The organism is Pseudalkalibacillus sp. R45, assembly GCF_052246725.1.
GTDB lineage: Bacteria > Bacillota > Bacilli > Bacillales > Fictibacillaceae > Pseudalkalibacillus.
Genome location: NZ_JBQQCL010000027.1, coordinates 1 through 25,529 on the forward strand (window position 1 = coordinate 1; position 25,529 = coordinate 25,529).

27 protein-coding genes are annotated in these 25,529 nt (G+C 41.9%); all 27 read right to left on the bottom strand.

Features of this window, described 5'->3' with window-relative positions:
• Positions 1 to 251 precede the first annotated feature (251 nt).
• Positions 252 to 671, bottom strand: a complete 420-nt coding sequence (locus ACTWQL_RS23160) for a S1 domain-containing RNA-binding protein (protein WP_443144736.1) — start codon at positions 669 to 671, stop codon at positions 252 to 254.
• 70 nt (positions 672 to 741) lie between these two features.
• The gene (locus ACTWQL_RS23165; protein WP_443144737.1) at positions 742 to 1,161 is read right to left on the bottom strand and encodes an FtsB family cell division protein; all 420 of its coding nucleotides are present in this window, start codon (positions 1,159 to 1,161) and stop codon (positions 742 to 744) included.
• Positions 1,137 to 1,730 carry a spore cortex biosynthesis protein YabQ gene (yabQ, locus tag ACTWQL_RS23170; protein WP_443144738.1) on the bottom strand — a complete coding sequence of 198 codons (594 nt, stop codon included), beginning with the start codon at positions 1,728 to 1,730 and terminating at the stop codon, positions 1,137 to 1,139. Before yabQ ends, ACTWQL_RS23165 begins: the two co-directional genes overlap by 25 nt.
• Positions 1,727 to 2,044 carry a sporulation protein YabP gene (yabP, locus tag ACTWQL_RS23175; protein WP_221569260.1) on the bottom strand — a complete coding sequence of 106 codons (318 nt, stop codon included), beginning with the start codon at positions 2,042 to 2,044 and terminating at the stop codon, positions 1,727 to 1,729. The genes yabQ and yabP overlap by 4 nt, the downstream gene beginning before the upstream one ends.
• A gap of 319 nt (positions 2,045 to 2,363) precedes the next feature.
• Positions 2,364 to 2,630: an RNA-binding S4 domain-containing protein gene (locus tag ACTWQL_RS23180; RefSeq protein WP_443144739.1), complete on the bottom strand. Its 267-nt coding sequence runs from the start codon at positions 2,628 to 2,630 to the stop codon at positions 2,364 to 2,366.
• On the bottom strand, positions 2,631 to 2,903 hold the full coding sequence (locus tag ACTWQL_RS23185) for an HU family DNA-binding protein (RefSeq protein WP_443144740.1): 273 nt from the start codon (positions 2,901 to 2,903) through the stop codon (positions 2,631 to 2,633).
• A gap of 102 nt (positions 2,904 to 3,005) precedes the next feature.
• The gene (mazG, locus tag ACTWQL_RS23190) at positions 3,006 to 4,490 is read right to left on the bottom strand and encodes a nucleoside triphosphate pyrophosphohydrolase (protein WP_443144741.1); all 1,485 of its coding nucleotides are present in this window, start codon (positions 4,488 to 4,490) and stop codon (positions 3,006 to 3,008) included.
• Positions 4,483 to 6,081 (bottom strand): putative polysaccharide biosynthesis protein, encoded by a 1,599-nt coding sequence (locus ACTWQL_RS23195; RefSeq protein WP_443144742.1) that lies wholly within the window; start codon positions 6,079 to 6,081, stop codon positions 4,483 to 4,485. Before ACTWQL_RS23195 ends, mazG begins: the two co-directional genes overlap by 8 nt.
• Positions 6,082 to 6,495: 414 nt before the next feature.
• Positions 6,496 to 7,032, bottom strand: coding sequence for a stage V sporulation protein T (spoVT, locus tag ACTWQL_RS23200; RefSeq protein WP_443144743.1), 537 nt, complete (start codon positions 7,030 to 7,032; stop codon positions 6,496 to 6,498).
• A 201-nt stretch (positions 7,033 to 7,233) separates the two neighbouring features.
• Positions 7,234 to 10,770 (bottom strand): transcription-repair coupling factor, encoded by a 3,537-nt coding sequence (gene mfd, locus ACTWQL_RS23205; RefSeq protein WP_443144744.1) that lies wholly within the window; start codon positions 10,768 to 10,770, stop codon positions 7,234 to 7,236.
• A 344-nt stretch (positions 10,771 to 11,114) separates the two neighbouring features.
• Positions 11,115 to 11,345, bottom strand: a complete 231-nt coding sequence (locus tag ACTWQL_RS23210) for an anti-sigma-F factor Fin (RefSeq protein WP_443144745.1) — start codon at positions 11,343 to 11,345, stop codon at positions 11,115 to 11,117.
• A gap of 58 nt (positions 11,346 to 11,403) precedes the next feature.
• Positions 11,404 to 11,964, bottom strand: a complete 561-nt coding sequence (gene pth / locus ACTWQL_RS23215; RefSeq protein ID WP_443144768.1) for an aminoacyl-tRNA hydrolase — start codon at positions 11,962 to 11,964, stop codon at positions 11,404 to 11,406.
• Positions 11,965 to 12,155: 191 nt separating this feature from the next.
• Positions 12,156 to 12,824, bottom strand: a complete 669-nt coding sequence (locus ACTWQL_RS23220; RefSeq protein WP_443144746.1) for a 50S ribosomal protein L25/general stress protein Ctc — start codon at positions 12,822 to 12,824, stop codon at positions 12,156 to 12,158.
• A 94-nt stretch (positions 12,825 to 12,918) separates the two neighbouring features.
• On the bottom strand, positions 12,919 to 13,869 hold the full coding sequence (locus ACTWQL_RS23225; protein WP_443144747.1) for a ribose-phosphate diphosphokinase: 951 nt from the start codon (positions 13,867 to 13,869) through the stop codon (positions 12,919 to 12,921).
• A 7-nt stretch (positions 13,870 to 13,876) separates the two neighbouring features.
• Positions 13,877 to 15,265 carry a bifunctional UDP-N-acetylglucosamine diphosphorylase/glucosamine-1-phosphate N-acetyltransferase GlmU gene (gene glmU / locus ACTWQL_RS23230; RefSeq protein WP_443144748.1) on the bottom strand — a complete coding sequence of 463 codons (1,389 nt, stop codon included), beginning with the start codon at positions 15,263 to 15,265 and terminating at the stop codon, positions 13,877 to 13,879.
• A 300-nt stretch (positions 15,266 to 15,565) separates the two neighbouring features.
• Positions 15,566 to 15,856 carry a septation regulator SpoVG gene (spoVG, locus tag ACTWQL_RS23235; protein ID WP_221569249.1) on the bottom strand — a complete coding sequence of 97 codons (291 nt, stop codon included), beginning with the start codon at positions 15,854 to 15,856 and terminating at the stop codon, positions 15,566 to 15,568.
• Positions 15,857 to 16,432: 576 nt separating this feature from the next.
• On the bottom strand, positions 16,433 to 16,807 hold the full coding sequence (locus tag ACTWQL_RS23240; RefSeq protein WP_443144749.1) for a RidA family protein: 375 nt from the start codon (positions 16,805 to 16,807) through the stop codon (positions 16,433 to 16,435).
• The gene (gene purR / locus ACTWQL_RS23245) at positions 16,804 to 17,640 is read right to left on the bottom strand and encodes a pur operon repressor (RefSeq protein ID WP_443144750.1); all 837 of its coding nucleotides are present in this window, start codon (positions 17,638 to 17,640) and stop codon (positions 16,804 to 16,806) included. The genes ACTWQL_RS23240 and purR overlap by 4 nt, the downstream gene beginning before the upstream one ends.
• A gap of 68 nt (positions 17,641 to 17,708) precedes the next feature.
• Positions 17,709 to 18,569 carry a 4-(cytidine 5'-diphospho)-2-C-methyl-D-erythritol kinase gene (ispE, locus tag ACTWQL_RS23250; RefSeq protein WP_443144751.1) on the bottom strand — a complete coding sequence of 287 codons (861 nt, stop codon included), beginning with the start codon at positions 18,567 to 18,569 and terminating at the stop codon, positions 17,709 to 17,711.
• A gap of 95 nt (positions 18,570 to 18,664) precedes the next feature.
• Positions 18,665 to 18,829, bottom strand: coding sequence for a hypothetical protein (locus ACTWQL_RS23255; RefSeq protein ID WP_443144752.1), 165 nt, complete (start codon positions 18,827 to 18,829; stop codon positions 18,665 to 18,667).
• A 325-nt stretch (positions 18,830 to 19,154) separates the two neighbouring features.
• Positions 19,155 to 19,325: a small, acid-soluble spore protein, alpha/beta type gene (locus ACTWQL_RS23260; RefSeq protein ID WP_221569245.1), complete on the bottom strand. Its 171-nt coding sequence runs from the start codon at positions 19,323 to 19,325 to the stop codon at positions 19,155 to 19,157.
• 302 nt (positions 19,326 to 19,627) lie between these two features.
• Positions 19,628 to 19,897, bottom strand: a complete 270-nt coding sequence (gene veg, locus ACTWQL_RS23265; RefSeq protein ID WP_221569244.1) for a biofilm formation stimulator Veg — start codon at positions 19,895 to 19,897, stop codon at positions 19,628 to 19,630.
• Between the two features lie 242 nt (positions 19,898 to 20,139).
• Positions 20,140 to 21,039, bottom strand: coding sequence for a sporulation peptidase YabG (gene yabG, locus ACTWQL_RS23270; protein WP_443144753.1), 900 nt, complete (start codon positions 21,037 to 21,039; stop codon positions 20,140 to 20,142).
• 443 nt (positions 21,040 to 21,482) lie between these two features.
• On the bottom strand, positions 21,483 to 22,361 hold the full coding sequence (rsmA, locus tag ACTWQL_RS23275) for a 16S rRNA (adenine(1518)-N(6)/adenine(1519)-N(6))-dimethyltransferase RsmA (RefSeq protein ID WP_443144754.1): 879 nt from the start codon (positions 22,359 to 22,361) through the stop codon (positions 21,483 to 21,485).
• Positions 22,358 to 22,918, bottom strand: a complete 561-nt coding sequence (gene rnmV, locus ACTWQL_RS23280) for a ribonuclease M5 (RefSeq protein ID WP_443144755.1) — start codon at positions 22,916 to 22,918, stop codon at positions 22,358 to 22,360. Before rnmV ends, rsmA begins: the two co-directional genes overlap by 4 nt.
• A gap of 198 nt (positions 22,919 to 23,116) precedes the next feature.
• The gene (locus ACTWQL_RS23285; RefSeq protein WP_443144756.1) at positions 23,117 to 24,313 is read right to left on the bottom strand and encodes a ubiquitin-like domain-containing protein; all 1,197 of its coding nucleotides are present in this window, start codon (positions 24,311 to 24,313) and stop codon (positions 23,117 to 23,119) included.
• A gap of 206 nt (positions 24,314 to 24,519) precedes the next feature.
• Complete coding sequence (locus tag ACTWQL_RS23290) at positions 24,520 to 25,290, bottom strand: TatD family hydrolase (protein WP_443144757.1); 771 nt, start codon at positions 25,288 to 25,290, stop codon at positions 24,520 to 24,522.
• Positions 25,291 to 25,529: the final 239 nt, after the last annotated feature.

Below are 25,529 nucleotides of genomic sequence, written 5' to 3' on the forward strand. Positions count from 1 at the left end.
AAATGCACGTACACACAACTCCTATCCCCACTCTTGTTTCTCGTCAATTCAAGTGTACAGGTTATAGGAGCTTGTGTGTTTTTTTACGTGAATTTTTCTCATACCCCAACAAATATTGTAGAGCCTTTTAATTAGGGTGAAATTAAAAAAACACCCGTTAAGAAACAGGTGTTTGTATATACGTGTGCGTGCGTTTTCCGATTTGAAGAGTAATTTTTACTTGCAATCGGTAAGCAGCAGATATTAATTTACTATCCCCGGCGTGCTCCGCGTCCTCCACGTTTAGATTCAGTCTGCCTTTTTAGTGTTGATAGACGATCTTCACTATCCTTTAGGAAACGGTTCAACTTATCTTCGAAAGAAACGAATTCATTGTGTTGTCTTCTAGGCTTACCTCCCCTTCCGCGTGGGCGGTCCTGCCTTGGACGGGATGGCTGGTCTTTCGCTTTCTTGATTGAAAGTCCGATTTTACCATCTGATTCAACATTGATGACTTTAACTTCAACTTCGTCTCCAACAGAAAGATGTTCGTTGATATCCTTCACATAATTATCGGCAACCTCACTGATGTGGACTAAACCGGTGATACCCTCTGGCAGCTCGACAAATGCTCCAAAATGGGTTATACCTGATACTTTTCCCTTTAATTTGCTGCCTACTTCAATTGTCATTGTAAAAATTGCTCCTCCTTAAAATATGAAAATCAAATTTACTTTATTATACATGCCCAAAATTCTAAGGTCAACGTGCTTCTTCCTTGCTGTCAGGGAGCTTGAAGATCGTCTCGCCTGGTTTGGACATATTATAATCTCTTCTCGCGACCTCACCAATATAATCCGGGTCTTGTAGTTTATTCACTTCTTCACTTAATTGTGCCTTTTCGGCTTTGATTTCTTTCAATCGTTCTTCAACAGCTTCCTTCTCTTCCTTTTTTTCCGCGATGACGGAAGCTTGAGAAGTCAGGGTAGCAACCATGACGGTGAACATGATAACGACCAATACGCCAAAGACCGTTAGACGTCTTACTAAACCTTGCTTTCTCCGACGTGCTCGTTCTTGTTTCTTCTTTTCTTGGTCTACATATCTTTCATTCACGGCTGTCACTTTGTCATTCTGTTGCACCATCAGATCCTCCTTCACCTTCTTAGTTTTCCGATCCATTCTTTCACCTTATTCGTTGGCTTTTTAAGAATTCCTGCTTTTTCCTTTAGTTTGGCAATCAATTTACCCATTATTTTTTCCACTAAGGCTGTGATTCCAAACATTTTAAGAGGGAAAAGGAGAATTCGAGATACGAATAAAAGGATGGAGATAAGAAGTCTACCTATCATTTTACTCAAGGAAAGAAGGAGATTCAATATGACTTTCGCAGGATGAACAAAAAAAGTCCAAAATATTCTTTTGATCATTTTCGCAATCCAAACGATGATGGATATGATGATTTCCAACAGTTTTTTGTAAGTATTCTGAAGCAGACTTTGATAGCATGCAAAACCACACAAAAGGGCCAGGAAGATGATAACTCGAACTTCACCTTGATTGACCTGGAGCAATACGTAGAAAATGATCAATGCCTGCAGGAACCAGAAAATAATATCATTAATAAACCTTAACCAATTCCACCGTTTATTCCTTGTTTGGAAGCGATGATACGTATCAAGTGCCACCCCGATCCAGATCCCGCTCCCGACCATGGCTAAAATTGTATATAGCTGTACATCCAGACTCATTTGAACAGCTTGCTAAAAAATCCTTTAGCCTTATCTCCCTGTTGTTGATCTAAATACACAAGATCGAATACCTTCCCTTCAATCGAAACAAGGCCTTGTTCAAGATTCAAGTTTTTCATTTTCAGATTATAGCCCCTGACTGCAAGAAACCCCATTGACGTTTCAAGCAAAAATTCCTCATTATCGAAGCTTTCAACCTGCTTTACGCCAGTAATATCAAGCGATTTTCTGCCTCTCATTTTTATATCATGGTCCGGTGCTGTCGTGGTTTTATTATTGTAGGATGACCCATTGTAATCATAGTACTGGTCCATATAGACTCCTCCCCACACATGGTTTGTACCAATGTATGAGTAGCAAGGCACATTTAGAACAAGCCTATGCTTCCGCTTTTCATTCGCCTGCGGAAAGCGAGCATCTTGGAGCGGAAATCGACGTTCAAGCGCAACTAAGTTTGCGAAAACAGCCTAAAAAAAGATCGACCACATATGTTCAGCACCCGATACAACCGCATTTCAAAAACATTCCATCATGCTTTGAAATGGTCTAGACTGCCTCACAATGTTTGTGATCGATCTTTCTTATATTTAACCCCTCGTAATAAATTACGGTTTGAAGCACTGCACCTTGTGATCACCCTTCCTCGTTCACACGGGTTTCACTTACCACTGTATACATGGATGCAGCATCTTCTTTTTTTGTTGTCTCTTTTAAGTCTTCTATTTTAACTGTAACGATTTTTTGTCCAAAACGGATCTGAAGTTCATCTCCAGGTTGGACGGTTGAGGACGCCTTCCCGGCATTCCCGTTAATGAGGATTCTTCCTTGATCAGATATCTCTTTGGCGACAGTACGTCGTTTGATCAAGCGAGAAACCTTCAAAAACTTATCTAATCGCATTTATTTTACGGCTTCTTTCAATTTGTTCCCAGCACGGAACGCAGGAACTGTAGATGCTGGAATTTCAATTGTGTCACCAGTTTGAGGATTGCGTCCTGTACGGCTTGAGCGTTCTCTTGTCTCAAAAGTACCAAAACCGACAAACTGTACCTTGTCGCCTTCTTTAAGCGCATCTGTAATTTCTGTCAAAAGACTATTCACTACTGATTCAACGTCTTTCTTCGTAAGACCTTCTTTTTCAGCGATATTGTTGACTAGATCATTTTTATTCATTTTATGTACCTCCTAATTTTTTTCGTTTTTCGTTTGTTTGATAGACAAATTCGCATGAGGAGCGCAATCTTTGTCCATTCCAAAGAATAAAATTCTCTAAATCTAGTTAGAATCCTTCTTTTTAGACATTTTTTTTGCTTGGTCCCAGAAAAAGTCCATTTCCTCAAGCGTTGCATCCTCAAAAGAGACATCTTTCTTTCTCAGCTCTTCTTCAATGTGACGAAAGCGATTATAGAACTTACGATTCGTCCGAGTAAGAGCTAACTCAGGGTCAATCCCATAATAACGGGATAGGTTGACGAGTGCAAATAAACAATCTCCAAGCTCGCCTTCCATCTCATCATGATCGGCGGATTTTGCGGCTTCTTGAAGCTCGGACAATTCTTCCTTGATCTTATGGAGGATCGGTTCGATATGGTCCCAATCAAACCCTGCCTTTGCGGCTTTCTTTTGTAATTTTTCGGCTCGGATCAATGCAGGAAATTGATCAATTCCATCTAGGATCGATTCAACTTTATGTTGGGAATCATCTGCTTTTTCAGCTTTTTTGATTTCATCCCACGTCTGTTTTACTTCCTCTGCTGTATCGATGGTCTTCTCGCCGAAAACGTGCGGGTGACGTCGTATCATTTTTTCTGTCAGTGTTTTGATCACATCATCGATTGAAAAATAACCATGATCCTCCCCGATTTGGGCATGGAGCATCACCTGGAGCAGCACATCCCCCAGCTCTTCAGTCAAATGCGCATCATCTTCGTTATCGATTGCTTCAATCACTTCATAGGCTTCTTCAAGCAGATAGCGGCGAAGACTTTCATGAGTTTGTTTTTTATCCCATGGACAACCCTCCGGTCCTCTCAGCGTACGGATGACATGCCGCAATTGTGTGAATTCCCGGCTCAATAGATTGGAATCCTGGATTGGTTCCACATATACAGCCGTCAAATTACTCACCTCTACATGACGGTCCATTTCGAAAAGGGGCACAGAAACAATCGATTCATTACGAGAACCTGCAGCAGTGACAATATGTACAGGATGGTCATCCGGATAACGTTCCATCAAAGACAACTTCACATGAGAAGCAATCATTGTATCGTAAACCTGGGCAATGATGACATGCTGTAGAATGTTAGGCTGTTCTGCAGACAGTACCGTTCCATCAAGCAGCTGAAAACCACCAATCGGATCGATTTTCAATGCCTGGAACATCGAATCCAAAAAGCTCTGTCCGCCACGTATTTCAATGGCAGGACCCTCTTCTTGCTCTCTTTGTAAAAGGAGCTGGACCGTCTGTTCAGCTACTAAGGGATGACCAGGCACCACATATATGAGATTACGATTTTCCGCTTCCTTCAACAAGTGACGGACGATCTCTTCATACACATTTTCAAACTCAGCTTCTTGTTCATACAGCTTATCGAAGCTATGGAATACGAATCCTTCTTTTTGAAGTTCTTCAATCACAGGGTGCTCCTTCGTGCGAAGAAAAACTCTATCAGCCTCTTTCAGCAATTTATACACACCATATGGGATTTGTTCAAGATCACCCGCACCTAATCCGACAACTGTTATCGTATTAGTCATTTTCACCGCTCCTTTCTTTATAAAACCATTTCACTAGACGCTTCCCTTTAGGAAGCATAACGATTTCTTCGTATTTCCATACGTTCAAATAGACAAGGGCAACCACAAACACACCTGCGCCGACCAATGCACTTGAGACAGCAGCAAAGCCAGCCGCTGCACGATGCCCTTCCGGAAGGAGAAAGAACCAAAGCTCTTTCCATAAAAACGTGGTAAGAGCCATTAGAATTAAGGATACGATCACTTTTCCACTGTAGAACCTCTGCACAATGAGGACATTAGTCAATCTCTGTACAACCAACAAATTAGAAAAGGCTACGAACGCAGTACTGATGACAGTGGTTAACGCTGCTCCGGAAATGCCGTACACCGGCAATAGAAAACTGTTCAAGACCGCTTTTAACACCATTGCTAAAAGAATGAATAAGACCGGAAAACCGATTTTACCAAGTCCTTGCAATACTGCAGAGGATGTGATTGCTAGCGACCCGAAGAAAACCGCTGCTCCTAATATTCCGAGGGCGAAGGATCCATTGCTGTCTTCATACAAAAAAATATTCGTCGGGACAATGATCACAGCCAGTCCTACAGCAGCCGCGCCGCCGATAATGAAGCTGAATTTCAATGACAACCCTGCGAACGTATTGATTTGCCCATCATCCTTAACCTGTTTCGATTTAGCTATGAAAGGAATCAAAGGAAGTGCCATTGCAGTTGCAATCACTGTACCTAATTGAAGCAACGGTTGGCCACGGTCAAATACACCTTTCTCCACCCTCGCATCTAACGCTTCCATACCGCTATCCTGTAACCCCGGCACTACCTGTAAGGCATCAATTAATTGAAACAGCGCAAGCATGACAGCAGTAATGCATATCGCGATGCCTCCTCTCAAAACTGTCCCCATAATAGTAATGGTCTCTCGAAGCGATACCTTTTCAGGAGTATCCATTTTCAATTTTTGTTTACGGAGAAATAGCACCAATACGATGACGGCTACAAGACTTCCGGCTAATCCACCGAAAACAGCTGCCGTACCAACCAAATACCGGTCAGCCCCTTGAGAAACAAGCCAGATCGTCAATAGTAAAATCATAGCCACTCTAACAAATTGTTCAAAAACTTGAGATATTGCGGTCGGGGTCATGTCCTCATGGCCCTGGAAGTAGCCTCTTGCTACCGAAAGAAGCGGAACAAATAAAAAAGAGTAAGACGACATTCGCAATGGGCCGACTAGTAATGGATCATTCATTGCTTCAGCGATCATGGGTGCTGTACTATACAATAGAAAAAAGACCAGTATAAAAAAACTGCTCAATCCGATGAAAGTTGTCGTTAATATATTTTTAACTTGATTTTTATCATTTTCAGAAATGATTTTCGAAAGCATCAACGGAAAACCATACAGGCTTAATGCGAAAGCAATCGCATAGAAAGGGTACACCTGCTGATACACGTATAGACCCAAATCTCCCGCTATATTCTGATAAGGAATTCTGTAAAAAGCACTCAGCACCTTCACAAATAATGCTGCTCCTGAAATGACGAGGGTTCCTTTCCAGAATGACTTCTGAACATCTATATGATTCACTTCATTTACACATCCTTAAAAAAACACAAGCGTCTTGGTAATCGAATACGCTTCTGCTCGAACAAAAAAATAAACATCCATGCCATTATATCACGAAACCTGTTGAATCTGAGAGCGTCACCATGCAGTTTCGTTTTGCTAAAAAGATTCACGACACTCCTGCGGGAGCTGATTTTTATAAATCAACAGTAATTGTTGTTTTTACAGTTTGGAAATATACTCGCTTTCCCGCATATTACCGCTGTCATAAGCTTTCATTCCCAACATTCCATTAGCAACAAACTATTAGAAAAACAGCTAAGGCAAAGCCAAGCCTTAGCGCAGGCTGAGCCTTAGTTACGCTGATACTGAAGAATGTATTTTATACTTTCTTTAAATGCAAAGAAAAAGAAGCAGATCACCTGCTTCTTCCACTCATTGTTCCATTTGTTTGGCTAAGAAACCGGCGGCGGTTTCAGCTAATTTCTGTTCGATGTCGCCAACCTGCTTGTCCGTTTTTGAAAGTAAAACGACGGCACCGATTGGATCTCCATTCGCTATTATAGGTGCGATGATATGGGAGACTGTTTCGCTATTACCATCAACCACTTCAACAGATGTGGCCTGGCTCGATACGACAGTTTTCCGATCGCTCATCGACGTTTCAATTACTTTTCCGATATTCTTATTCAAGTAGTCCTTTTTCCCTCCACCAGCTACAGCGATGAATGCATCACGATCTGATATCAATGCAATATGCTGTGTATGCTCATATAAGGATTCAGCATACTCCTGAGCGAAATCTCCAAGTTCACTAATAGGAGAATACTTTTTCAGGATGACTTCCCCTTCACGATCAACAAAAATCTCAAGAGGATCCCCTTCGCGAATCCGCAGGGTTCTTCTGATTTCCTTAGGAATGACGACCCGACCCAGATCGTCAATACGACGTACGATACCTGTGGCTTTCATTCTTGTTGCCCTCACTTTCCTAACGTTGCAAGATAATGGAGATACAATAGCATTCATGGTATTAATGAGTAAAAATACCATTCATTTGCCTTTAGTATCCGTACGTTGTCCTAATCTATTCACAGAATACGGAAAATTCTTCACAAGAATTTCAAAAAAGCACTATAAAAGGTAACGATCACAGGAAATACATGATTATTTCTATGCTTGAACTGCTTCCTTCCTCGCTTTAGGGAACTGCTGCAGAATCTCTTCTATAACCGCCAGAAGCTGGTCATCTGTAAGTCGTTTGTTATTGATGATGACTTTGATCTGGTCCTGGACCATCCCTAAATTCACATGACGGCCGATTTTATTGACGATATCGAACAATTTACTGCCATCAAGATGTTGTGTTGTTTCTTTTGAAATAAGGATTTGGACTTCATTCTTCGTATTTTGTTCGATCTTTTCTATTTTCTCTTGTTCTGCATATAGTTTGATACGAGCAACAGCAAGTAAATTGGCGACTTGCTCAGGATACTCCCCAAAACGATCCATCATTTCATCATTTAGATCGATGACGTCATCAAAACTCGTCAATCCTTTGAATCGTTTGTACATATCGATCTTCTGCTTTTCATCATTGATATAGGAAGCAGGAATATAAGCATCGACGTTTAAGTCGAGCTCGAGGTCGATTTCTTTCTTCTTAGGTTTTTCACCTTTCCGTTCTTCAATTGCATCCTTCAACATTTGCGAATACAAGTCGAAACCGACAGAGTCGATGAATCCATGCTGCTGAGCACCTAGCAGATTTCCTGCCCCCCGTATGGTCAGGTCACGCATGGCGATTTTGAAGCCTGAACCCAACTCGGTGAATTCTTTAATTGCTTGTAGACGCTTTTCAGCTACCTCAGTCAATACCTTATCCCGCTGATACATGAAATAGGAATAGGCGACACGATTGGAGCGTCCGACACGTCCTCTAAGCTGGTACAGCTGAGAAAGCCCCATTTTATCCGCATCGTTGACGATCAGGGTGTTCACATTAGGGATATCGACACCTGTCTCGATGATCGTCGTACTGACAAGGACATCATAATTCCCATCTAAAAAGTCGATCATGACAGATTCAAGTTCATTCTCGCGCATTTGACCGTGTGCATACGCAACACGTGCATCCGGCACAAGCTGGGAAATCTGCTCTGTCATTTGTTGGATCGTTTCTACTTTATTATATAAGAAATACACTTGCCCGCCTCTTGATAGCTCCCGTTCGATTGCCTCTCGGATCATACTGCCGCTGTATTCGACGACATATGTTTGGACAGGAAAACGATTCTCAGGAGGGGTTTCAATGACAGACAGATCCCGTACCCCAAGCATCGACATGTGTAATGTTCTTGGAATCGGAGTTGCTGTCAATGTCAGTACGTCTACCGTGGTTTTCATCTGTTTGATCTTTTCCTTGTGTGTTACACCGAATCGCTGCTCTTCATCAATGATAAGCAGTCCCAATTCTTTGAACTGGATGTCCTTTGAAAGTAGACGATGAGTCCCTACGACGATATCGACTGTTCCTTGTTTTAACCTTTTTAGTGTTTCTGTCTGCTCTTTCCGGGTTCGGAATCTGCTCAATGATTTGATCGTCACAGGAAATTCCGCAAAACGCTCCATCAGCGTTTCGTAATGCTGCTGTGCTAAAATCGTCGTCGGCACAAGGAAGGCGACCTGTTTACCATCATTGATCGCTTTGAAGGCAGCACGAATTGCGACCTCGGTTTTACCATAACCGACATCCCCGCAAAGCAATCGATCCATTGGTCTTACTTTTTCCATGTCTTCTTTTATTTCTTGAATTGCACGAAGCTGATCCTCGGTCTCTTGATACGTAAATACACTTTCGAATTCTTGCTGGAGGGCACCATCCTCCGAGAATGCATAACCCTTTGTCGCTTCACGCTCCGCATACAATTTGATCAAATCGTCAGCAATATCCTGTACGGACGACTGGACCTTGCTTTTCACCTTTTTCCATTCACTGCCGCCAAGCTTATAAACTTTAGGGTCTTTTGCTTCTGACCCTACATATTTCTGTACTTGATCGATTTGTTCAACTGGGACGTACAGCTTATCATCACCAGCATATCTAAGGTGGAGATAATCCTTGTGTACCCCGTTGATTTCAAGTGTTTCAATCCCTAGATATTTTCCGATTCCATGGTTGATGTGTACGACATAATCGCCGACTTTCAACTCGGAATAGCTCTTGATACGTTCAGCATTGGACATTTTCTGAGTTCTGCGCGGTTTACGAGAAGTTTTCTTAGTGAATACTTCTTCTTCCGTCAATACAACAAGCTTCCGCATCGGGAGTTCGAATCCACCGTTCAAATCACCAATCATGATATGGTTCTTTCCTGGTGTCAGTGGTGTGTCTCCTTCAACGAGCACAGCGTCGATATTATAATCCTCTGTGACTCGTTCGAGACGTTTCGCCCGTTCTTTATTCGCAGCAAGAAAGACGACTGCATCCTTGCTTTTGTGCCACCTTTGGAGTTCTGTCTGCAGTACATTCATCTGTCCATGAAAATTCTGCATCGCTTTGCAGCTCATATTAATGATGTTCTGCGGGTTTGTATGTGGCACATGCCTTAAGAAGAGAGATAGGTATAGGAACATGAAACCAGGTTTATTGACGATCTCATCATATTGATGGGATAGCATCATTCCCGTCAAAATTTCCCCCTGGTTCAATAATGTAGTCTGCCACTCTGCTTCTTCCTTTTCGAATTGTGCGGATGTTTCCTGGATGCGGCTGATTTCATCCATGATGACCAGGGCATTATCCGGTAAATAATCTAGCAAACTAGCAGGCTTATCGTAATAGTAGGAAATGTATTTGTACATCCCCTGGAAAGCTTGCTTTTGTTTGAGCTGTTCAACCTCATAACCGATATGTTCCGTGAGCTTTTCTTTCACTCCACTGTCTTTGATCTTTTGCAAGGATCTCGCTAGTCCGAGCTCGACCTTCGATACAGCTCTTTCAAAGTGCTCAGGAAACAAAATGATTTCTTCGGCAGGGCCGACTTTGATTTTCTTCAATTGTTTTTCCGACCGCTGTGTTTCAACATCAAAATAACGGATCGAATCCACTTCCGTATCAAAAAGTTCAATTCGGATCGGATTAGATTCTGTAAGCGGGAAAATATCCATGATCCCACCGCGGATACTGAATTCACCTGGTGAAGTGATCATATCCGAACGTTCATATCCCATTGCGATCAGCAGATTCTTCACTTCATCAAGGTCGATATCCGTTCCTCTTGTGAAAGTGATATGGCTATTGCGCCATACCTCTGACGGTGGAATTATTCTGCGTAGTCCCGCAATCGGGGTGATGACGATGCCCTTGGCTCCATCACTTAAATGATTGAGGACATCGATACGCTGGGATTTCAACTCTGGGCTAGCGATCGCGATTTCTGCCGAAGTCAATTCATTGACCGGGTATAGATGAACGGTATCCTCCCCTAGTAAAGCGGTAAGATCCTCATAGAGCTTCTGTGCTTGAAAAAGATTATGTGTGACGACAAGCTGAGCCTGTTCATCCGATTGATAAAGACAAGCCATCAACAGCGTTCTCGCAGAACCTGACAGCCCTGAAACAAGTTGTTCACGAAGGCCTTCTGATAGTCCTGTAGCGAGTGAATGGAAGTCGTCATTATCACAAAAATACGTAAGTAAACCTTGCATTCAAGTTATCTCCTTCCCATTAGGATGGGAGTCAATTCCCAAAACTTATATATCTATAAAACCTATTGTTGAATCGTTCATGTAGTTAAAGACATATTCAAGTTAGTAAAAATCAATGTTTCTAACATTGCTCGTTATAATAGCACGTGAAAATACTCGCTTTCCGGGCGATCCGCAAGCCTCCTCACTCGTTCCTCGTTACGGGGTCTCCCTGGCTCGCTTTTCCCGCAGGAGTCTCGTATATTTCCACTGCTAACCAATATTCATTAATCTCCTTAGAAAACAGCAATTCGTTTAAATCTTTTCAACAACAGAAAATGCCTTGGTGTTAAAACCAAAGCTGTTTACTGTATAAATGTATCCAATGCGTGCAAATCCGGGTTTCTCCTTAGCATCTCATAACAATCCTCACAAATTGATTTTACGTAAACATGCCCCTGCTCATCATAGGATATATATTCCTCGCGTTCTTGATCAGATAAATAATCAAAACCTAGATTCGTCGAAGCCGCTGATGTCACATCCAGTTTACCGATGTGTACGCCGCAATGTTTGCATGAATAATAGACAGCCATCCTATGCCTCCTTGGTGACTCATTTACTACCATTATGGTCGTGGAGGCAGGTTTCTATTCATCCGTTGTAACGGTTCATCACTTGAGAAAATGGTTTATCAATCCAACATTCGCATGCGTCAGCAGACCGTTGTAAAACCTCCTTGATAGGGCCTTGTTGATCGGGACGGAATGATTTAAGTACATAATCAGGAACGGCCTCTCCAGGCTCTGGGCGGCCAATTCCAATCCGTATCCGTTTGAAATCCTGGCTGCCCAAGTGTTGGATGATCGATTTCATCCCATTATGTCCGCCTGCGCTTCCTTTTTCACGTAAGCGAAGCTTTCCAGGTACCAGATCCAAATCATCATAGATGACAAGAAGGTCTTCAATATCCACTTTATAATATTTCATAAGCGCAATGACGGAGTCACCCGAGCGATTCATATACGTCAAAGGTTTTAATAAACATATTTTATGCCCGTTCACTTCGCCTATGCCAAATAGTCCGTTGAATTTTTGTTTATTTAATGGGATCGATAGACTTTCTGAAAGATGATCGATCACTTTGAATCCGACATTATGCCGTGTATGCTCGTACTGATTTCCGGGATTCCCCAGACCAGCAATGACCTTCATTTCTTCAAACCCTTCCTTTTTCCACATCTGCAGAATCCTGTTTATCATCATTCCGAACTCCTCATATAAATATACTTATTTTATTCCATATAAAATCGTTCCATCCTTCTGTCAGTTTGGATCACTTTCATACAACACGTAGAAAAAGGCGCAACCAAAGCGGCTACGCCTCTCATGAATGTATGATCTGATTACTCTTTTGATTCCTTTTCTGCAGATGCATCTTCATTCTCATTATCATCTGATGCTTCTTCTTTTTCACCGACAAGTTCTGGTTCTTGATCTTCATCATCAATGATTTCTTCCTCAGGTTCTTCTGTCGGCGGTGCGATAGAAACGACGACTTCTTCAGGATCGTTCATAATTTGGTAAGAGGAATTTTCTTTGATGTCAGCGACAGTGAATGCATCACTGATATTCAATTCCTCGATATTCACTTCGATCTCACCAGGAATATCCGCTGGTAACGCTCTAACAGTAATTTCGTGCAAGGAGTGCTGGACAACTCCGCCTTCCTTCACGCCTGCGGCTTCACCGACAAGGTGTACAGGGACATCAGCATCTGTTTCTTCATTTAAATTGATCTCTCTGAAATCAATGTGGATGATCAGATCCTTTAAATGGTCGATTTGTAGATCCTGAACCATTGCAGAATGCTTGTCCTTGCCGATTTTCAAGTTGATGACAGCATTGATGCCACCTTCACGTATGGATTTGATGAAATTGACTCGATCAAGATAGATCGGCTTACTGTCACCATTTCCATAGAAAACAGCTGGAACGTGTCCTTCTTCACGCAATTTTCTAGTAGTTGAACGCGTAAAATCATCTCTTACTGTTGCATCTAAATCAATAGCCATAACGAAATCACCTTCCTGTGTCAGTTGCTATTTTAAAACTATACCCGAAAACAGATAGGTTCAAACATCATGTTGCTCATTTCTTGCTGAAAAATCAATCGAAAAGCTTACTTACGGACTGTTGTTCATGGACACGGATAATCGCTTCACCAAGTAGTGGAGCCACTGAAAGCTGAGTCAGCTTGTCGATGAACTTCTCTTCCGGTAAGGCAATCGAATTCGTCACCACAAGTTCTTTGATTTTCGAATTCTGGATCCGTTCAATTGCCGGTCCAGATAAGACAGGGTGTGTACAGCAAGCGTAGACATCATTAGCACCGTTTTCAATCAATGCGTTTGCGGCTAATGTGATTGTTCCTGCTGTATCAATAATATCATCAATCAAAATCGCTGTCTTGCCTTCGATGTTTCCGACGATATTCATGACTTCAGAAACGTTAGGGCGTGGACGACGCTTATCGATGATCGCGATTGGTGCTTTTAATCGATCTGCTAATTTACGAGCACGGGTTACGCCTCCATGATCCGGGGAAACGACAACAATGTCATCAAGATTCATGCTTTCGAAATAATTACCTAGAATCGGAACACCTAACAATTGGTCTACAGGGATGTCGAAGAAACCTTGGATTTGCGGTGCATGCAAATCCATCGTGATCACACGTGTGGCACCTGCTGTTTCTAATAGATTCGCGACAAGTTTCGCTGTAATCGGTTCTCTTGAACGAGCTTTACGATCCTGCCTTGCATATCCATAGTATGGAATCACGACATTGATCGTTTTGGCAGATGCACGCTTCAAAGCATCAATCATGATCAGGAGTTCCATCAAGTTTTCATTGACCGGTGATGATGTAGATTGAATCACATAGACTTCACCGCCGCGGATACTTTCTTCAATGTTGATCTGAATTTCTCCATCACTGAAACGCTGTACAGAACATTTACCCATGTGCACCCCAATATGTTCTGTGATTTCTTCTGCTAAGTCTTCATTCGAATTCAATGTAAAAACTTTCAGTTTCGAATTCTCGTATTTAGACATTGATCCATTACCCCCTGTGGTTGTTTTGCTTATCTTGTATTTTGGAAACGTAACCTTCTTTATTCGTTTGACGAGCTCGAGCTATAGAAAGGGCTTCTCCCGGAACGTTGTCCGTTATAGTCGAACCAGCAGCGACGTATGCATTCTCACCAACTGTGACCGGTGCAATCAAATTGGAGTTACAGCCGATAAAGGCACCATCTTCAACCTTTGTAAGATGTTTGTTTTTTCCGTCATAATTGACTGTAATCGAGCCACATCCAAGATTTACATCTTTTCCGATTTCAGCGTCACCAATATAGCTTAAATGAGAGGCTTTGCTTCCATTATCCATTTTGGACTTTTTGATTTCGACGAAATTACCTACTTTGATGTCATTTCCCAACTTCGATTGCGGTCGGATATGTGCAAACGGACCAATCGCTACATTGTCTCCTACATCACTATCGTGGACGACAGATTGGCGGATGACTGTAGCGTTCCCGATTTGACTATCTTTAATTTCACTGTTCGGACCAATTTCACAATCTTCACCGATTGAGGTTTCACCAGACAGCACTGTACCAGGCAAAATGACGGAGTCCTTACCAATCGTCACATCTGCGCTGATGTAAGTCTGCTGCGGATCAATGATCGTCACACCATTTCTCATGTGTCGCGTGTTGATCCTGACTTTCATCAGTCTTTCTGCTTCCGACAAAGCGACGCGATCATTGACACCAATCGTTTCCTCAAAGGATGGAGTTTGATAAGCTGCGACTGTTTTCGATTGGTTTTTCACGATTTCAATGACATCAGGCAAGTAATACTCGCCCTGTACATTATCGTTATTCACCTGTTTTAGAGCTTCGAATAATGTCTGATTGTCAAAACAATATGTGCCTGTATTGATTTCTTGGACTGCCAATTCTTCCATAGATGCGTCTTTATGTTCAACGACTTTCGCTACTGTTCCATCCTCGTTCCGGATCACTCTTCCGTAACCTGCTGGGTCCTCTGCATGAGCGGTCAACAAGGTCACTTTCGCATTTTCCTTTTCATGATGTGTAAGGAGAGCCTCCATCGTTTCAGAGGAAATCAATGGCGTGTCTCCACATACCACAAGGGTCGTTCCATTCAATTCTCCGAGCTGCCCCTCGGTTTGCATGACCGCGTGGCCTGTTCCTAGCTGCTCTTCTTGAAGGGCATACTCTATATCTGTCCCAAGCTGGGATTTCACCTTTTCAGCTCCATGTCCGATGACTGTTACGATCTTTTCGACGTTAACATTCTTGATCTGATCGACGACATGCTGAACCATCGGCTTTCCAGCAACAGGGTGCAGTACTTTATATAAACGAGATTTCATGCGGGTACCTTGTCCAGCTGCCAGCACAACTGCATAACGTTTCGTCATAAATATCCTCCAATGCTCGTAATCCTATAATTCCATTATGAATATATCTCATAATGCTGTCATATTCAAGGAAACGGAGCTTTTGTCGTTAGATTGAAACATTCTGTGTAATTTGTACCATCCTTCAATGACAAGTAAGAGGATATTCATCATTTCTTATTATTATTAATAATCTTAGCATTGAACGTTTCTTGTTGATTTTTACGGGTAATTCGCTTCTTAAAAAAATTTTACTATGTAAAATTTTTAAATATAAATAAAAGAACCCAATCACGTTGATCAGGTTCTTAGATGCGTAGATTAGGATGCACCTGCTTCTTCTAAAGCGGACTCCAATTCCCCTACACGATGGTATTCTGTTAACACAGCAGTCTGGATCTTTTCACGAGTGTTTGATGTGATTGGATGAGCGATGTCACGAAATTCTCCATCTGGAGTTCGTTTACTAGGCATCGCAACAAACATCCCGTTATTTCCATCAATCACACGGATATCATGAACAACGAATTCATGATCGATGGTGATTGAAGCAATGGCCTTCATGCGTCCATCTGTGTTCACTCGTCGAAGTCTTACATCAGTTACTTCCATTTTGTAAAAACACACCACCTTTTTTATAAATACCAGCGTATTATGTACATTCAACATACTAGTAACATTTTCCTTCTCTAAATATAAAAAATAATTGAAAAATTAAATAATTTTAACCTTTTTAATCTTTAGGCTCCTTAAAAGAAATATTTCCGGAGCCTTCATAGCGTTTTAAACAGACTCTCCTTCCTATTTTTCTCTTCGATTTTAGCCTTTTTCGGATAAAAACTGTAGGTTGAAATCAAATGATTCACAAACCAAAATTAGTGGACAACAGACCCCTTATTTGCCCCTTAAGCCATGTTTTTAGAAAATTAGAGGACACCAGAGACCTTATTAGCCTTAAAACTGCCAAAAACATGATCGTTTTTGGCAAATAGCGGAACAGTTGTCTTCTAATTTTTGAAATCAACCCTTTATATCACAGATAACGGAACAGTTGTTCTCTAATTTCACCAGTACCCCTTTTCCACACGTGGACTGGGGTTTAAGTGTTGTCATACCATAGATTTGTTTTCAAGCTTCTTAAATGTAAAAAGACATGCTGCATAACAACTGCAGCATGTCATTAGAGTATTATTTCACAAGAGCGATCACTTCTATTTCGATTTTAACGTCTTTAGGAAGCTTCGATACCTCAACACAAGATCGGGCAGGTTTGTGTGTTTCAAAATAACCGCCGTATATCTCATTGACCTCAGGGAAATCGTCCATGTCTTTAAGAAAAACCGTGGTTTTGATGACAGTATCCAATGATGCGCCTGCTTCTTCTAATACTGCCTTCAAATTGGCAAAGACTTGATGGGTTTGAGTCGCGACATCATCTCCAGCAAGGTTCCCCTCTGGAGTTAATGCAATCTGCCCCGAACTGTAGAACATATTGTTCACGATAACGCCCTGGGAATAGGGGCCAATCGCTTCTGGTGCATTGGATGTGTGAATCAGTTTCAAGATTGATCATCCTCCATTCGATCTAAATAATTTCCTGCTTCAACTTGTATCTTCTTCTCTCTGGTATCTACATGTGAAAGTCTTGCTACAGAAATGTAATCATCAACAAGCCTTTCTTGCACTTCTTCGGACTCGACCAGGACGCCGATCCCGACCATATTTGCTTCAAATTCCTGCAGCAGATCCATCATTCCTTTGATCGTGCCCCCCGCTTTCATGAAGTCATCTACAATCAGTACGTTGGAACCGGATTGCAGACTTCTCTTCGCTAATGCCATCGTTTGAATCCGTTTCGTCGAGCCGGAGACATAATTGATGCTCATGGTAGATCCTTCTGTCACACGGCTGTTGCTCCTGACAATAACGACAGGGACATTAAGATACGATGCAACGGCATACGCTAAAGGGATCCCTTTGGTGGCTACAGTCATCACAACATCGATCTTTCGTCCTGCAAAGATTGAGGCGAACATCCGGCCGACTTTGTCGATAATCGAAGGATTGCCGATGATATCTGTCATATAAAGGTATCCGCCAGGTAACACCCGTTCAGAAGAACTTAGTAATTCCTTGAGCTCCTCGATCACTTCTCTTGCTTCTTGTTCTGATACGCGAGGGATGTACCGCACACCTCCTGCCGCCCCAGGGACGGTGACGAGCAAACCAGCACCTTGCCCTTCGAAGTTTTCTTTTATGATCAACAAGTCTTCACTTATGGAAGATTTCGCTGCTCCATAGCGTTCACTGAAAAATGATAAAGATATGAGTTGGTGGGGATGCTGGAGGAGATATCTCGTTAAATCCACAAGCCTTCCGCTCCGCTTTAATTTCATGCTTGATTCCTCCAAAACCGAATATTTTAAGGTTAATATACCACTTTTGTACGTGTTTTTTCAACCTGCTATTCTGTGTCACCGAGCATCCGTACCATATAGACTTCATTGCAAAAACCTCGAAGACCGTTATAGATCCTCTGAGCTCTGGATTCATAAATTGTCAATCCGAAAACGGTCGGACCGCTTCCGCTCATCAATACCCCTTCGGCACCAAGTCGCTGCATTTGTTCTTTTATGTGACGAACTTCCTGATGTTGTTCTAGTGTTACGGATTCCAACACATTGCCTAATGACGCACAAATTTTATCATAGTCCTTTTCCTCGATCGCCTTTAGCATCGCTTGGGTATCAGGATGCTCGACATCGTCGATATTCAACATACGGTACACATCTGCTGTCGAGACACCAATGGATGGTTTCGCCAATACGACCCAACATGGGGGCGGCGAAGGTATCTGACGGATGATTTCTCCTCGTCCTGAGGCAAGGGCAGTACCGCCATACACACAAAAGGATACATCTGAACCGATTTCTGCTCCAAGCGTCGCCAGTTCTTCTGGAGAAAGTCCCAAATCCCATAACTGATTTAAACCCTTCAGAGTAGCTGCTGCATCACTGCTTCCGCCTGCCAAACCAGCCGATACAGGAATCTGTTTATCGATTGATATCCGTACCCCTTCACGGCGATTGAATTTTTTCTTTATCAAATCAGCCGCCTGGTATGCCAGGTTACGCTCATCAAAAGGAACATACCCACCTGAAGAATCGATTGTAATTTCATTCTGATCTACTGACGTCAATTCAATACGATCAGCAAGGTCGATCGTCGTCATGACCATTTCAACCTCGTGATAACCATCTTTCCTTTTATGTAGGACATCCAACGACAAATTAATTTTAGCTGGAGCCTTAACTGATATCTTCATTAAAATCACCTACTTATTTTCTAAAACCGACTATATCATAACTTCAATTATGTATTTTCAACGCTCTTCTTGCAAATCTTAAATCGGAAAAGTTTTCACCCAATATAGAAAACTTGGCAAAGCCAAGCCTTAGCGTAGGCTGAACCATAGTTCCTCGAAAAAGCAATCGCTTTTCCTTCGTGCGGTGTATTGCTTCCGAAGCTTTCCATGTCCTGCGGGATCAGCGTGCCTACTACCTGAATAATCTCCTGGCAAGGCATGCGACGAGGAAGCTCGCTTCGACAGGACTTTCTTGTAGACGCAGGAGCACAAATACTTCCTTGAAAAGGAGACTCCTGAGGTCGCAAGGCGACGAGTGGGTTCACCGCACGCCCCGCGGAAAGCGAGCATCCTGGAGCGGAAATCAACGACTTTTAAAGAAAACTTGGCGAGACCAAGCCTTTTGTAGGTCGAGCCTTAGTTGCCCTTATACTGAAGAAAGTATTTTATACTTTCTTTAAGTGCAAGAGCAACCAAGTTTGCGAAAAACAGCCAAATGTAAAAAAAGGGCGGCTCAATTAAAGAGTCCGCCCAAAAACGTAGTAGTTATTTCGTCATTTGTTCTTGCGCTTTTTCAATTGCGCGTCTTACCATGTTTCCAGCGTCTTTTGATCGGATTGCTCCCCAGCCTTCTTTTTGCACGGTATCATAGAAGCCTAATTCTTTTGCAATTTCTTCTTTTAATTGCTCTGACATCATGCCGCGTCTTCTGCCCATAATGCTAGCAGCCCCTTTCAAATACTTAATCACTACTACGTGTATGATTAGTATTGGGCCCCCGTAAAGGATTTATTATTTCCTTATGTATCCTTAATTGCAATAATTCCTTCGCCTGATAAAGACTTACCCCAAAAAGTAAAAGACACCGTTATTCTCTGTTCCTTGCTGCATAGTCTTGCCTGGCTCATTTTTTCCCGCTGGAGTGTCGCGAATTTCGCATTAGGCAAAAATAACTTCTCTATAAATCAACTTCAAATTAAAATCCAGCGCCAAGTAAAAAAGCAGTTAGACATGAATGCCTACTGCCCACTTACCATCATTCCACTCGCTGTATCCTCATCAAATGTAAGTTCAACGGTTTCAGTCAATACATCAGCATAGCTGTATGATACTCTTTCAAATGCGTTTGTATCCTGATCAAGTTTTACGATGAAGACCGCCGGATACGTTTCTTCTAAGGTGCCGCTTCGTTCGATGGTTTTACGTCGTCCACCGTTTGCTTTAAGCGTAAGACGTTTACCTACTTGCCCTTCTAACACGCGCTTTATATCAGGAATTGTTTTACCCATTTACTACACCTCACTTAGACAAATTATAACATCATTTGATGCATTTTGTCAAAATAAATCTAAAATTATAGCAATCCTCCTTTAGCCTTGTCAACGGTAAAACGTATATTTTTTCAATCTTTTTCTAGTTTGTCTTAAATTTTGCATATTATGTGGACTTGTACAATATTATGGAGCGGGAAAAAGGAGGTAGCGGATGATGAAATTTTTGTCGAATAATCTTTGGATGCCAGCTTGGTCCACTATACCTCCGCAGTAGTGGACTGGCTGTTGCTGTTCTCTTGGCTTTTGATCGGCATCCCTGTTCTCAAAAAACCTGTTGTCTCAACACCGCCGAGACCGTCATCTCCTGTAATCGTATTCCGTAAAACCTCCCATACATTGATCCGGTCTACGAATGAAGTGAAGCTTACTTTTGACACAATATAAACTGGATCTAAGGCATGGATATTCACACGTGAAGGTGAACTGGCAAAATTCGCTCCTGCTCGGATCAGCGACTCGAAATGTGACTGACACGCTCCCGCAAAAATCATCAATTGGTCGAGATTGGGGTTTTTCTTCCTCGCATCTTTTACTGTCCGTACAAAATATTTGGAATGTCTATATGCCTGTAGGTCATTCTTTTCACCTTTTGAGCTTGAGTAAGCATCATGGCCAGTGATAACCAAAATGTCTGGTGCAACCTCTTCAAGAAGGGCTGGTACTTTTTCAGGCATTTCAGATTCTTTCATATGAATGCCGTATACAGGGACGTTCAACTTTTTATATAGCTCTAGGCATTTATTCAAATAGTACGGGTCACCATCGACATGAAGAACTTTTCCCGGAAGCTTGAAATACGAGTTGTTCTTATCATAACCACCAGTGGCGGAATACTCCATCTTATGCCGCAGCAGTTGATAATCCTGTCTAAACAACCGGAAAGAGGACTTTTCTTTCTCAATGATCTTCTTTTTAATTTGCTGTTGCTCATCCCGGTTCATTATCACCAGATCATCCAAAGGTGCATCAGCAATCAACCTCATATCTTCCCCTGCAAGCTCTACAATGCTTTCATCTTCAGATATTGTTACAACACGGAATAAAAGATCGCACTGATATGATCGTCTCCCAACGATATCCCCTATTTGTATCGCCATACAATTTCCCCCTCGGGCGAAAGTGGTTATTTGAGTGCCAAATTACAAAGCAACCAGCATTAGCCTTTTGGGGCTGAGATATGGTTGCACTGAAAAGTAAATTCTTAAGATAAAGGCTCTGTTAAAGTTGTTTGTTGATTTAAGCGAAAAAATTGCGACACTCCTGCGGGAAAAGCGAGCCAGGCGAGACCCCGCTGCGAGGAGGCTTGAGGATCGCCCGCGGAAAGGGAGTGAATTTCGCAGTAATCAACAAACTAACAGACAAAGAAAAAAAGAAAATTACGTTACCCTTCTAACTTATGTACGCAAACGAGGAAAAATGATAAAGAAAAAGCAATCGATGACGACCATTGATATAGCAGCTCACAAAGAAAGGGCTGACGCTTGTGGTCACCCCATGTCATTATTTCTCTACGAACTTAAAAATTATGAAGCCAGGAAAGTTATACCCTGTTCAATGGAAGTAAAGCATTGGATAAACGAGCGAACTCTTCAATCGATAACGTTTCTCCCCTGCGTTTCCCATCGATACCGGTTTCTTGTAATGCTCCCTCTATCATCGGCTTTTGCTCTTTAGAAAATAAATTGTTTTGCAGGTTATTCAACAAGGTTTTTCGTCTTTGTGCGAAGCTTGATCGCACAACTTCAAAAAAGAAATTTTCATTCTCGACATGAACAGGCGCTTGTTCTCGTAATGTCAATGATATAACCGATGAATCAACGTTTGGTTGAGGGACGAATACCGTTTTGGGTACCTTTATTTCTGATTTTGCCACTGCATAGTATTGGACAGCAATCGATAAAGATCCATAGTCCTTCGTGCCTGGCTTAGCCGCCATACGATCAGCAACTTCCTTCTGGATCATCACCACGATCCCTCTGATCGGTAACCGTTCTGTCAATAATTTCAGGATGATCGGTGTCGTTACGTAATAAGGGAGATTCGCAACTACCATCAAATCATCGATACCGGAAAATTCTGCTTCGATGACTGCCTTGAGATCAGCTTCCAGCACATCCTGGTGAATCACCTTGACATGGGGATAATCAGAAAGAGTGTCCTCTAAAATCGGAATCAGTCTCTGGTCAATCTCAAACGCCGTCACTTTTTTGGCCTTCTTTGCAAGCTGTTCGGTCAATGAACCAATTCCAGGTCCTATCTCAATAACACCTGTTTCAGAACTGACATCAGCTGTTGCAACAATCTTATCCAGAACATTCCGATCGATCAGGAAGTTTTGCCCTAAACTCTTTTTAAATTTAAATTTGTGCTTATCTAATATCGACTTTGTATATTGTGGTGTTGCTATATCCTTTCTCATGACTGTTCCTCCTCGAGAACCTTCTGCATAGCTTGCCTGAATTCATCCTGACTGATCTGAAACATTTTTAACCTTTTGTGAAGCTGTTTTCCATTACTGTATCCGAGCTTTAAATAAGTGCCTAGCTTTTCACGCCTGGAACGCGCCAGATTACCTCCGATAAGACCTGCATCGATCAAATCCTGCCATGAAATCAGTTCGGTTTCTTCATTAAAATAAACTTCACGGGCATCTTTCAACGCTTCTCTTATCGAATCATCTGCGGCATGTTCGATACCTACACCGCTTTTATTTGAGGCGATCGCTTCTTTTTTCGGAAGAAAAGCATGCTTGCACCCAGGAACCTGTTCACGGATGATCCTTCTGATGCGCTCACCAGGAAAATCAGGATCAGTAAAAACAATTACACCCCTACGATCCTGTGCAAGCCTTATTTTATCAATTGTAGAGGCACTTATTTCAGAACCGTTCGTTTCGATGGTATCTGCTTCAAGAGCCCTTTTTATTGCAATCGTGTCACTTTTTCCTTCAACCACGATAATTTCTTTAATTTTCATGAAAAACCTCCGAAAAATTTGAAACCTTTTTGTAACAAAACCGTCTAATTAGTAAAAGCAATTATTTACTCAGTATACCCTATCTTAATCCGATAGATAAAGGTTATAAATTCTATTAAGCGGGTAGAGTTTATGTAATACGTAAAATAGAAAAGGAGCCGACTCATCTTAGAGTCAACTCCATACATTTATCAATTATCAATCGATTATTTTAATACGCACTGTCTTTCTGCCCCAGCTAGTAGCTGCCGACTTACTGCTGAAGAAGACGTCGATTTTTTTACCATTGATTGCTCCGCCTGTATCTAGAGCCGTTGCGTAGCCGTAACCCTCAACCCATACCTTACTGCCGAGAGGTATGACGCTTGGGTCTACCGCAATGACTTTAGCATTCGGGTTTTCCTTCAGGTTGTACCCTGTTGCCGTAATTCCAGAGCACCCTGCACAATTCGCTGTATATGCAGTACTTGAAACATAGAATTCACGACCTGAAGGCTCTGATGATTTACTACGGGATACTGTTTGCGTCTGCACTTTTGTTCCAACCGCTACAACCTTATCCTTACTATCAGAGACTTTTTCTGTTTTCACAAGCTTTCTGGAAACTTCTTTTCCATTTTCCATGACAACTTCGTAATGTTTCTCGACTTTACCTTTTTTACCATCAGAAACGACTTTCTCTTTCCCTTTTGCAAGATCGCTATCCTTACGCTTAACGACAGCATAGTCAACTGATTCTTCCACTACATCGGTGACCTTTTCTACTCGAGTGACTTTAACCTGTGCTCCCTTTTTAACAAAGGCATCTTTTCCAGGTTCTACACGATCCATTTCATCCAGTTGGATCTTATTTTGTTTTAAAAGGTCAGCGACGGTAATCGAAGTGGTCCAAACATCTTTTTCTTTTCCACCATCGTTCAGTTTGACTTTGAAGGCCTTTTCAAGATTGACAGCCATGCCATCTGAGATGTTTGCATTCATGTCAGGTGTGAGTTTGTCATGTTCCCCGACTTCTATCTTTTCTGACTCTAGTAATTCTTTTACAGTATCTGCTGTCGTCCATACTTTTTTCTCTTCGCCATCAAGATTCAATTTAACTTGATTAGATTGGATCCATGTGATCTTCATCTGATCTTTGATTTTCGAATCCAGCCCTGGTTCAATTTTGTCATGTGCACCGACGGCTATATCATTTTCTTTCAATAACCCCTTAACGGTATCGGCATGAGTTTGCACCGTCTGATCCTTCCCGTCAATGGATATCGTTACCGTCTTTTTTGTCAGTTCATAAGCGCCGACACTGACGGCCGTCCCCAAAACAAGAAGTCCTGCAATTGATACCAGAAGCCACTTTCCCGTAAACATTCTGGTCAAAACAGTTTTCAGGTGAGTCATGTTCCGACCCCTCCTTCACGTATTCTAGTTTTCAACACCTGTTGCCCCGCTGTCAAACATTCCCTCCTTTCGCACTTGGTCCCCATTATGCAAGGGAAATCTCCAAAAAGAAAGAAAAACTGCTCGACATTTTTTGTTCAGTTGTCACTGAACTTTGTAGAATTTCGCGTGATCTCTTTTATTTTCTCAAACTTCGACATTACTCTTCAGCGACTGATGCCGAATAAGCGAAATGCGTTGTCGGAAGTTTTTTGCGCGAATTCTTCTACAGACATACCTTTTAAATCAGCAATTTGTTCTGCTATATATTTGACATAAGAAGATTCGTTACGCTTTCCTCTCAATGGATGCGGACTTAAAAACGGACAATCCGTTTCAATCAAAATGCGATCCATCGGAATTTCAACTGCCACTTCTTTCGGTTTTTTGGCATTCTTGAAAGTGACTGGTCCACCGAATGATATGTAAAAATTCATATCCAAACATCTTTTCGCGATTTCAAGGCTGCCACTGTAACAATGCATGATGCCTCCAACTTCTTCGGCATTTTCTTCTTCTAATATTCTTACAACATCCTCTGTCGCTTCTCTGTTATGGATGACAATCGGTAGATCCACTTTTTTAGCAAGTTGAATCTGCTTCCGGAATACATCCATCTGAATATCCTTCGGTGACTTATCCCAATGATAATCGAGGCCCATTTCACCAAGGGCGACTACTTTCGGATGAGAAGCCAATTCTTCAATCCACTTCAAATCTTCTTCTGTCATATCAATTGCATCTACCGGATGCCAACCGACCGCTGCATAGATGAAATCATAACCTTCTGCTAAATCCATGGCACCTTTGATCGTGTCTCGGTCAAAACCGACAACAACGATGTGGGATACACCTTCATCAAGCGCACGTTGAATGACTTCTTCTCGGTCCTCGTCGAACTGTACAGCATTCAGATGAGCGTGGGTATCAAATAACATAGTTCCAAACACCTACTAAAGATTGTAGTTTCTAATTCAGAACTCCTAGGCTCTGAAACACTTTCCTAGTTTATCACATTTATAAAAGGAATTGCTAAGTCAATTGCTTGTCATTCCGATTACATTTTTATTACAAAAGAAAATCGTTATAAAGAAGAAATCGAACATAAAAAAAGAAGAATGACCGTCAAGCCCCAACACCACTAAACATTCTAGGATTTACCTTCATTGAAAATGAG

What these genes read in the sequence shown, in the direction of transcription:
- ACTWQL_RS23160 (WP_443144736.1), bottom strand. Translation starts at nt 671, where the DNA reads ATGACAATTGAAGTAGGCAGCAAATTAAAGGGAAAAGTATCAGGTATA.
- ACTWQL_RS23165 (WP_443144737.1), bottom strand. Translation starts at nt 1,161, where the DNA reads ATGGATCGGAAAACTAAGAAGGTGAAGGAGGATCTGATGGTGCAACAG.
- yabQ (WP_443144738.1), bottom strand. Translation starts at nt 1,730, where the DNA reads ATGAGTCTGGATGTACAGCTATATACAATTTTAGCCATGGTCGGGAGC.
- yabP (WP_221569260.1), bottom strand. Translation starts at nt 2,044, where the DNA reads ATGGACCAGTACTATGATTACAATGGGTCATCCTACAATAATAAAACC.
- ACTWQL_RS23180 (WP_443144739.1), bottom strand. Translation starts at nt 2,630, where the DNA reads ATGCGATTAGATAAGTTTTTGAAGGTTTCTCGCTTGATCAAACGACGT.
- ACTWQL_RS23185 (WP_443144740.1), bottom strand. Translation starts at nt 2,903, where the DNA reads ATGAATAAAAATGATCTAGTCAACAATATCGCTGAAAAAGAAGGTCTT.
- mazG (WP_443144741.1), bottom strand. Translation starts at nt 4,490, where the DNA reads ATGACTAATACGATAACAGTTGTCGGATTAGGTGCGGGTGATCTTGAA.
- spoVT (WP_443144743.1), bottom strand. Translation starts at nt 7,032, where the DNA reads ATGAAAGCCACAGGTATCGTACGTCGTATTGACGATCTGGGTCGGGTC.
- mfd (WP_443144744.1), bottom strand. Translation starts at nt 10,770, where the DNA reads ATGCAAGGTTTACTTACGTATTTTTGTGATAATGACGACTTCCATTCA.
- ACTWQL_RS23210 (WP_443144745.1), bottom strand. Translation starts at nt 11,345, where the DNA reads ATGGCTGTCTATTATTCATGCAAACATTGCGGCGTACACATCGGTAAA.
- pth (WP_443144768.1), bottom strand. Translation starts at nt 11,964, where the DNA reads ATGAAGGTCATTGCTGGTCTGGGGAATCCCGGAAATCAGTACGAGCAT.
- ACTWQL_RS23220 (WP_443144746.1), bottom strand. Translation starts at nt 12,824, where the DNA reads ATGGCTATTGATTTAGATGCAACAGTAAGAGATGATTTTACGCGTTCA.
- ACTWQL_RS23225 (WP_443144747.1), bottom strand. Translation starts at nt 13,869, where the DNA reads ATGTCTAAATACGAGAATTCGAAACTGAAAGTTTTTACATTGAATTCG.
- glmU (WP_443144748.1), bottom strand. Translation starts at nt 15,265, where the DNA reads ATGACGAAACGTTATGCAGTTGTGCTGGCAGCTGGACAAGGTACCCGC.
- spoVG (WP_221569249.1), bottom strand. Translation starts at nt 15,856, where the DNA reads ATGGAAGTAACTGATGTAAGACTTCGACGAGTGAACACAGATGGACGC.
- purR (WP_443144750.1), bottom strand. Translation starts at nt 17,640, where the DNA reads ATGAAATTAAAGCGGAGCGGAAGGCTTGTGGATTTAACGAGATATCTC.
- ispE (WP_443144751.1), bottom strand. Translation starts at nt 18,569, where the DNA reads ATGAAGATATCAGTTAAGGCTCCAGCTAAAATTAATTTGTCGTTGGAT.
- ACTWQL_RS23255 (WP_443144752.1), bottom strand. Translation starts at nt 18,829, where the DNA reads ATGCCTTGCCAGGAGATTATTCAGGTAGTAGGCACGCTGATCCCGCAG.
- ACTWQL_RS23260 (WP_221569245.1), bottom strand. Translation starts at nt 19,325, where the DNA reads ATGGGCAGAAGACGCGGCATGATGTCAGAGCAATTAAAAGAAGAAATT.
- veg (WP_221569244.1), bottom strand. Translation starts at nt 19,897, where the DNA reads ATGGGTAAAACAATTCCTGATATAAAGCGCGTGTTAGAAGGGCAAGTA.
- yabG (WP_443144753.1), bottom strand. Translation starts at nt 21,039, where the DNA reads ATGGCGATACAAATAGGGGATATCGTTGGGAGACGATCATATCAGTGC.
- rsmA (WP_443144754.1), bottom strand. Translation starts at nt 22,361, where the DNA reads ATGAGAAAGGATATAGCAACACCACAATATACAAAGTCGATATTAGAT.
- rnmV (WP_443144755.1), bottom strand. Translation starts at nt 22,918, where the DNA reads ATGAAAATTAAAGAAATTATCGTGGTTGAAGGAAAAAGTGACACGATT.
- ACTWQL_RS23285 (WP_443144756.1), bottom strand. Translation starts at nt 24,313, where the DNA reads ATGACTCACCTGAAAACTGTTTTGACCAGAATGTTTACGGGAAAGTGG.
- ACTWQL_RS23290 (WP_443144757.1), bottom strand. Translation starts at nt 25,290, where the DNA reads ATGTTATTTGATACCCACGCTCATCTGAATGCTGTACAGTTCGACGAG.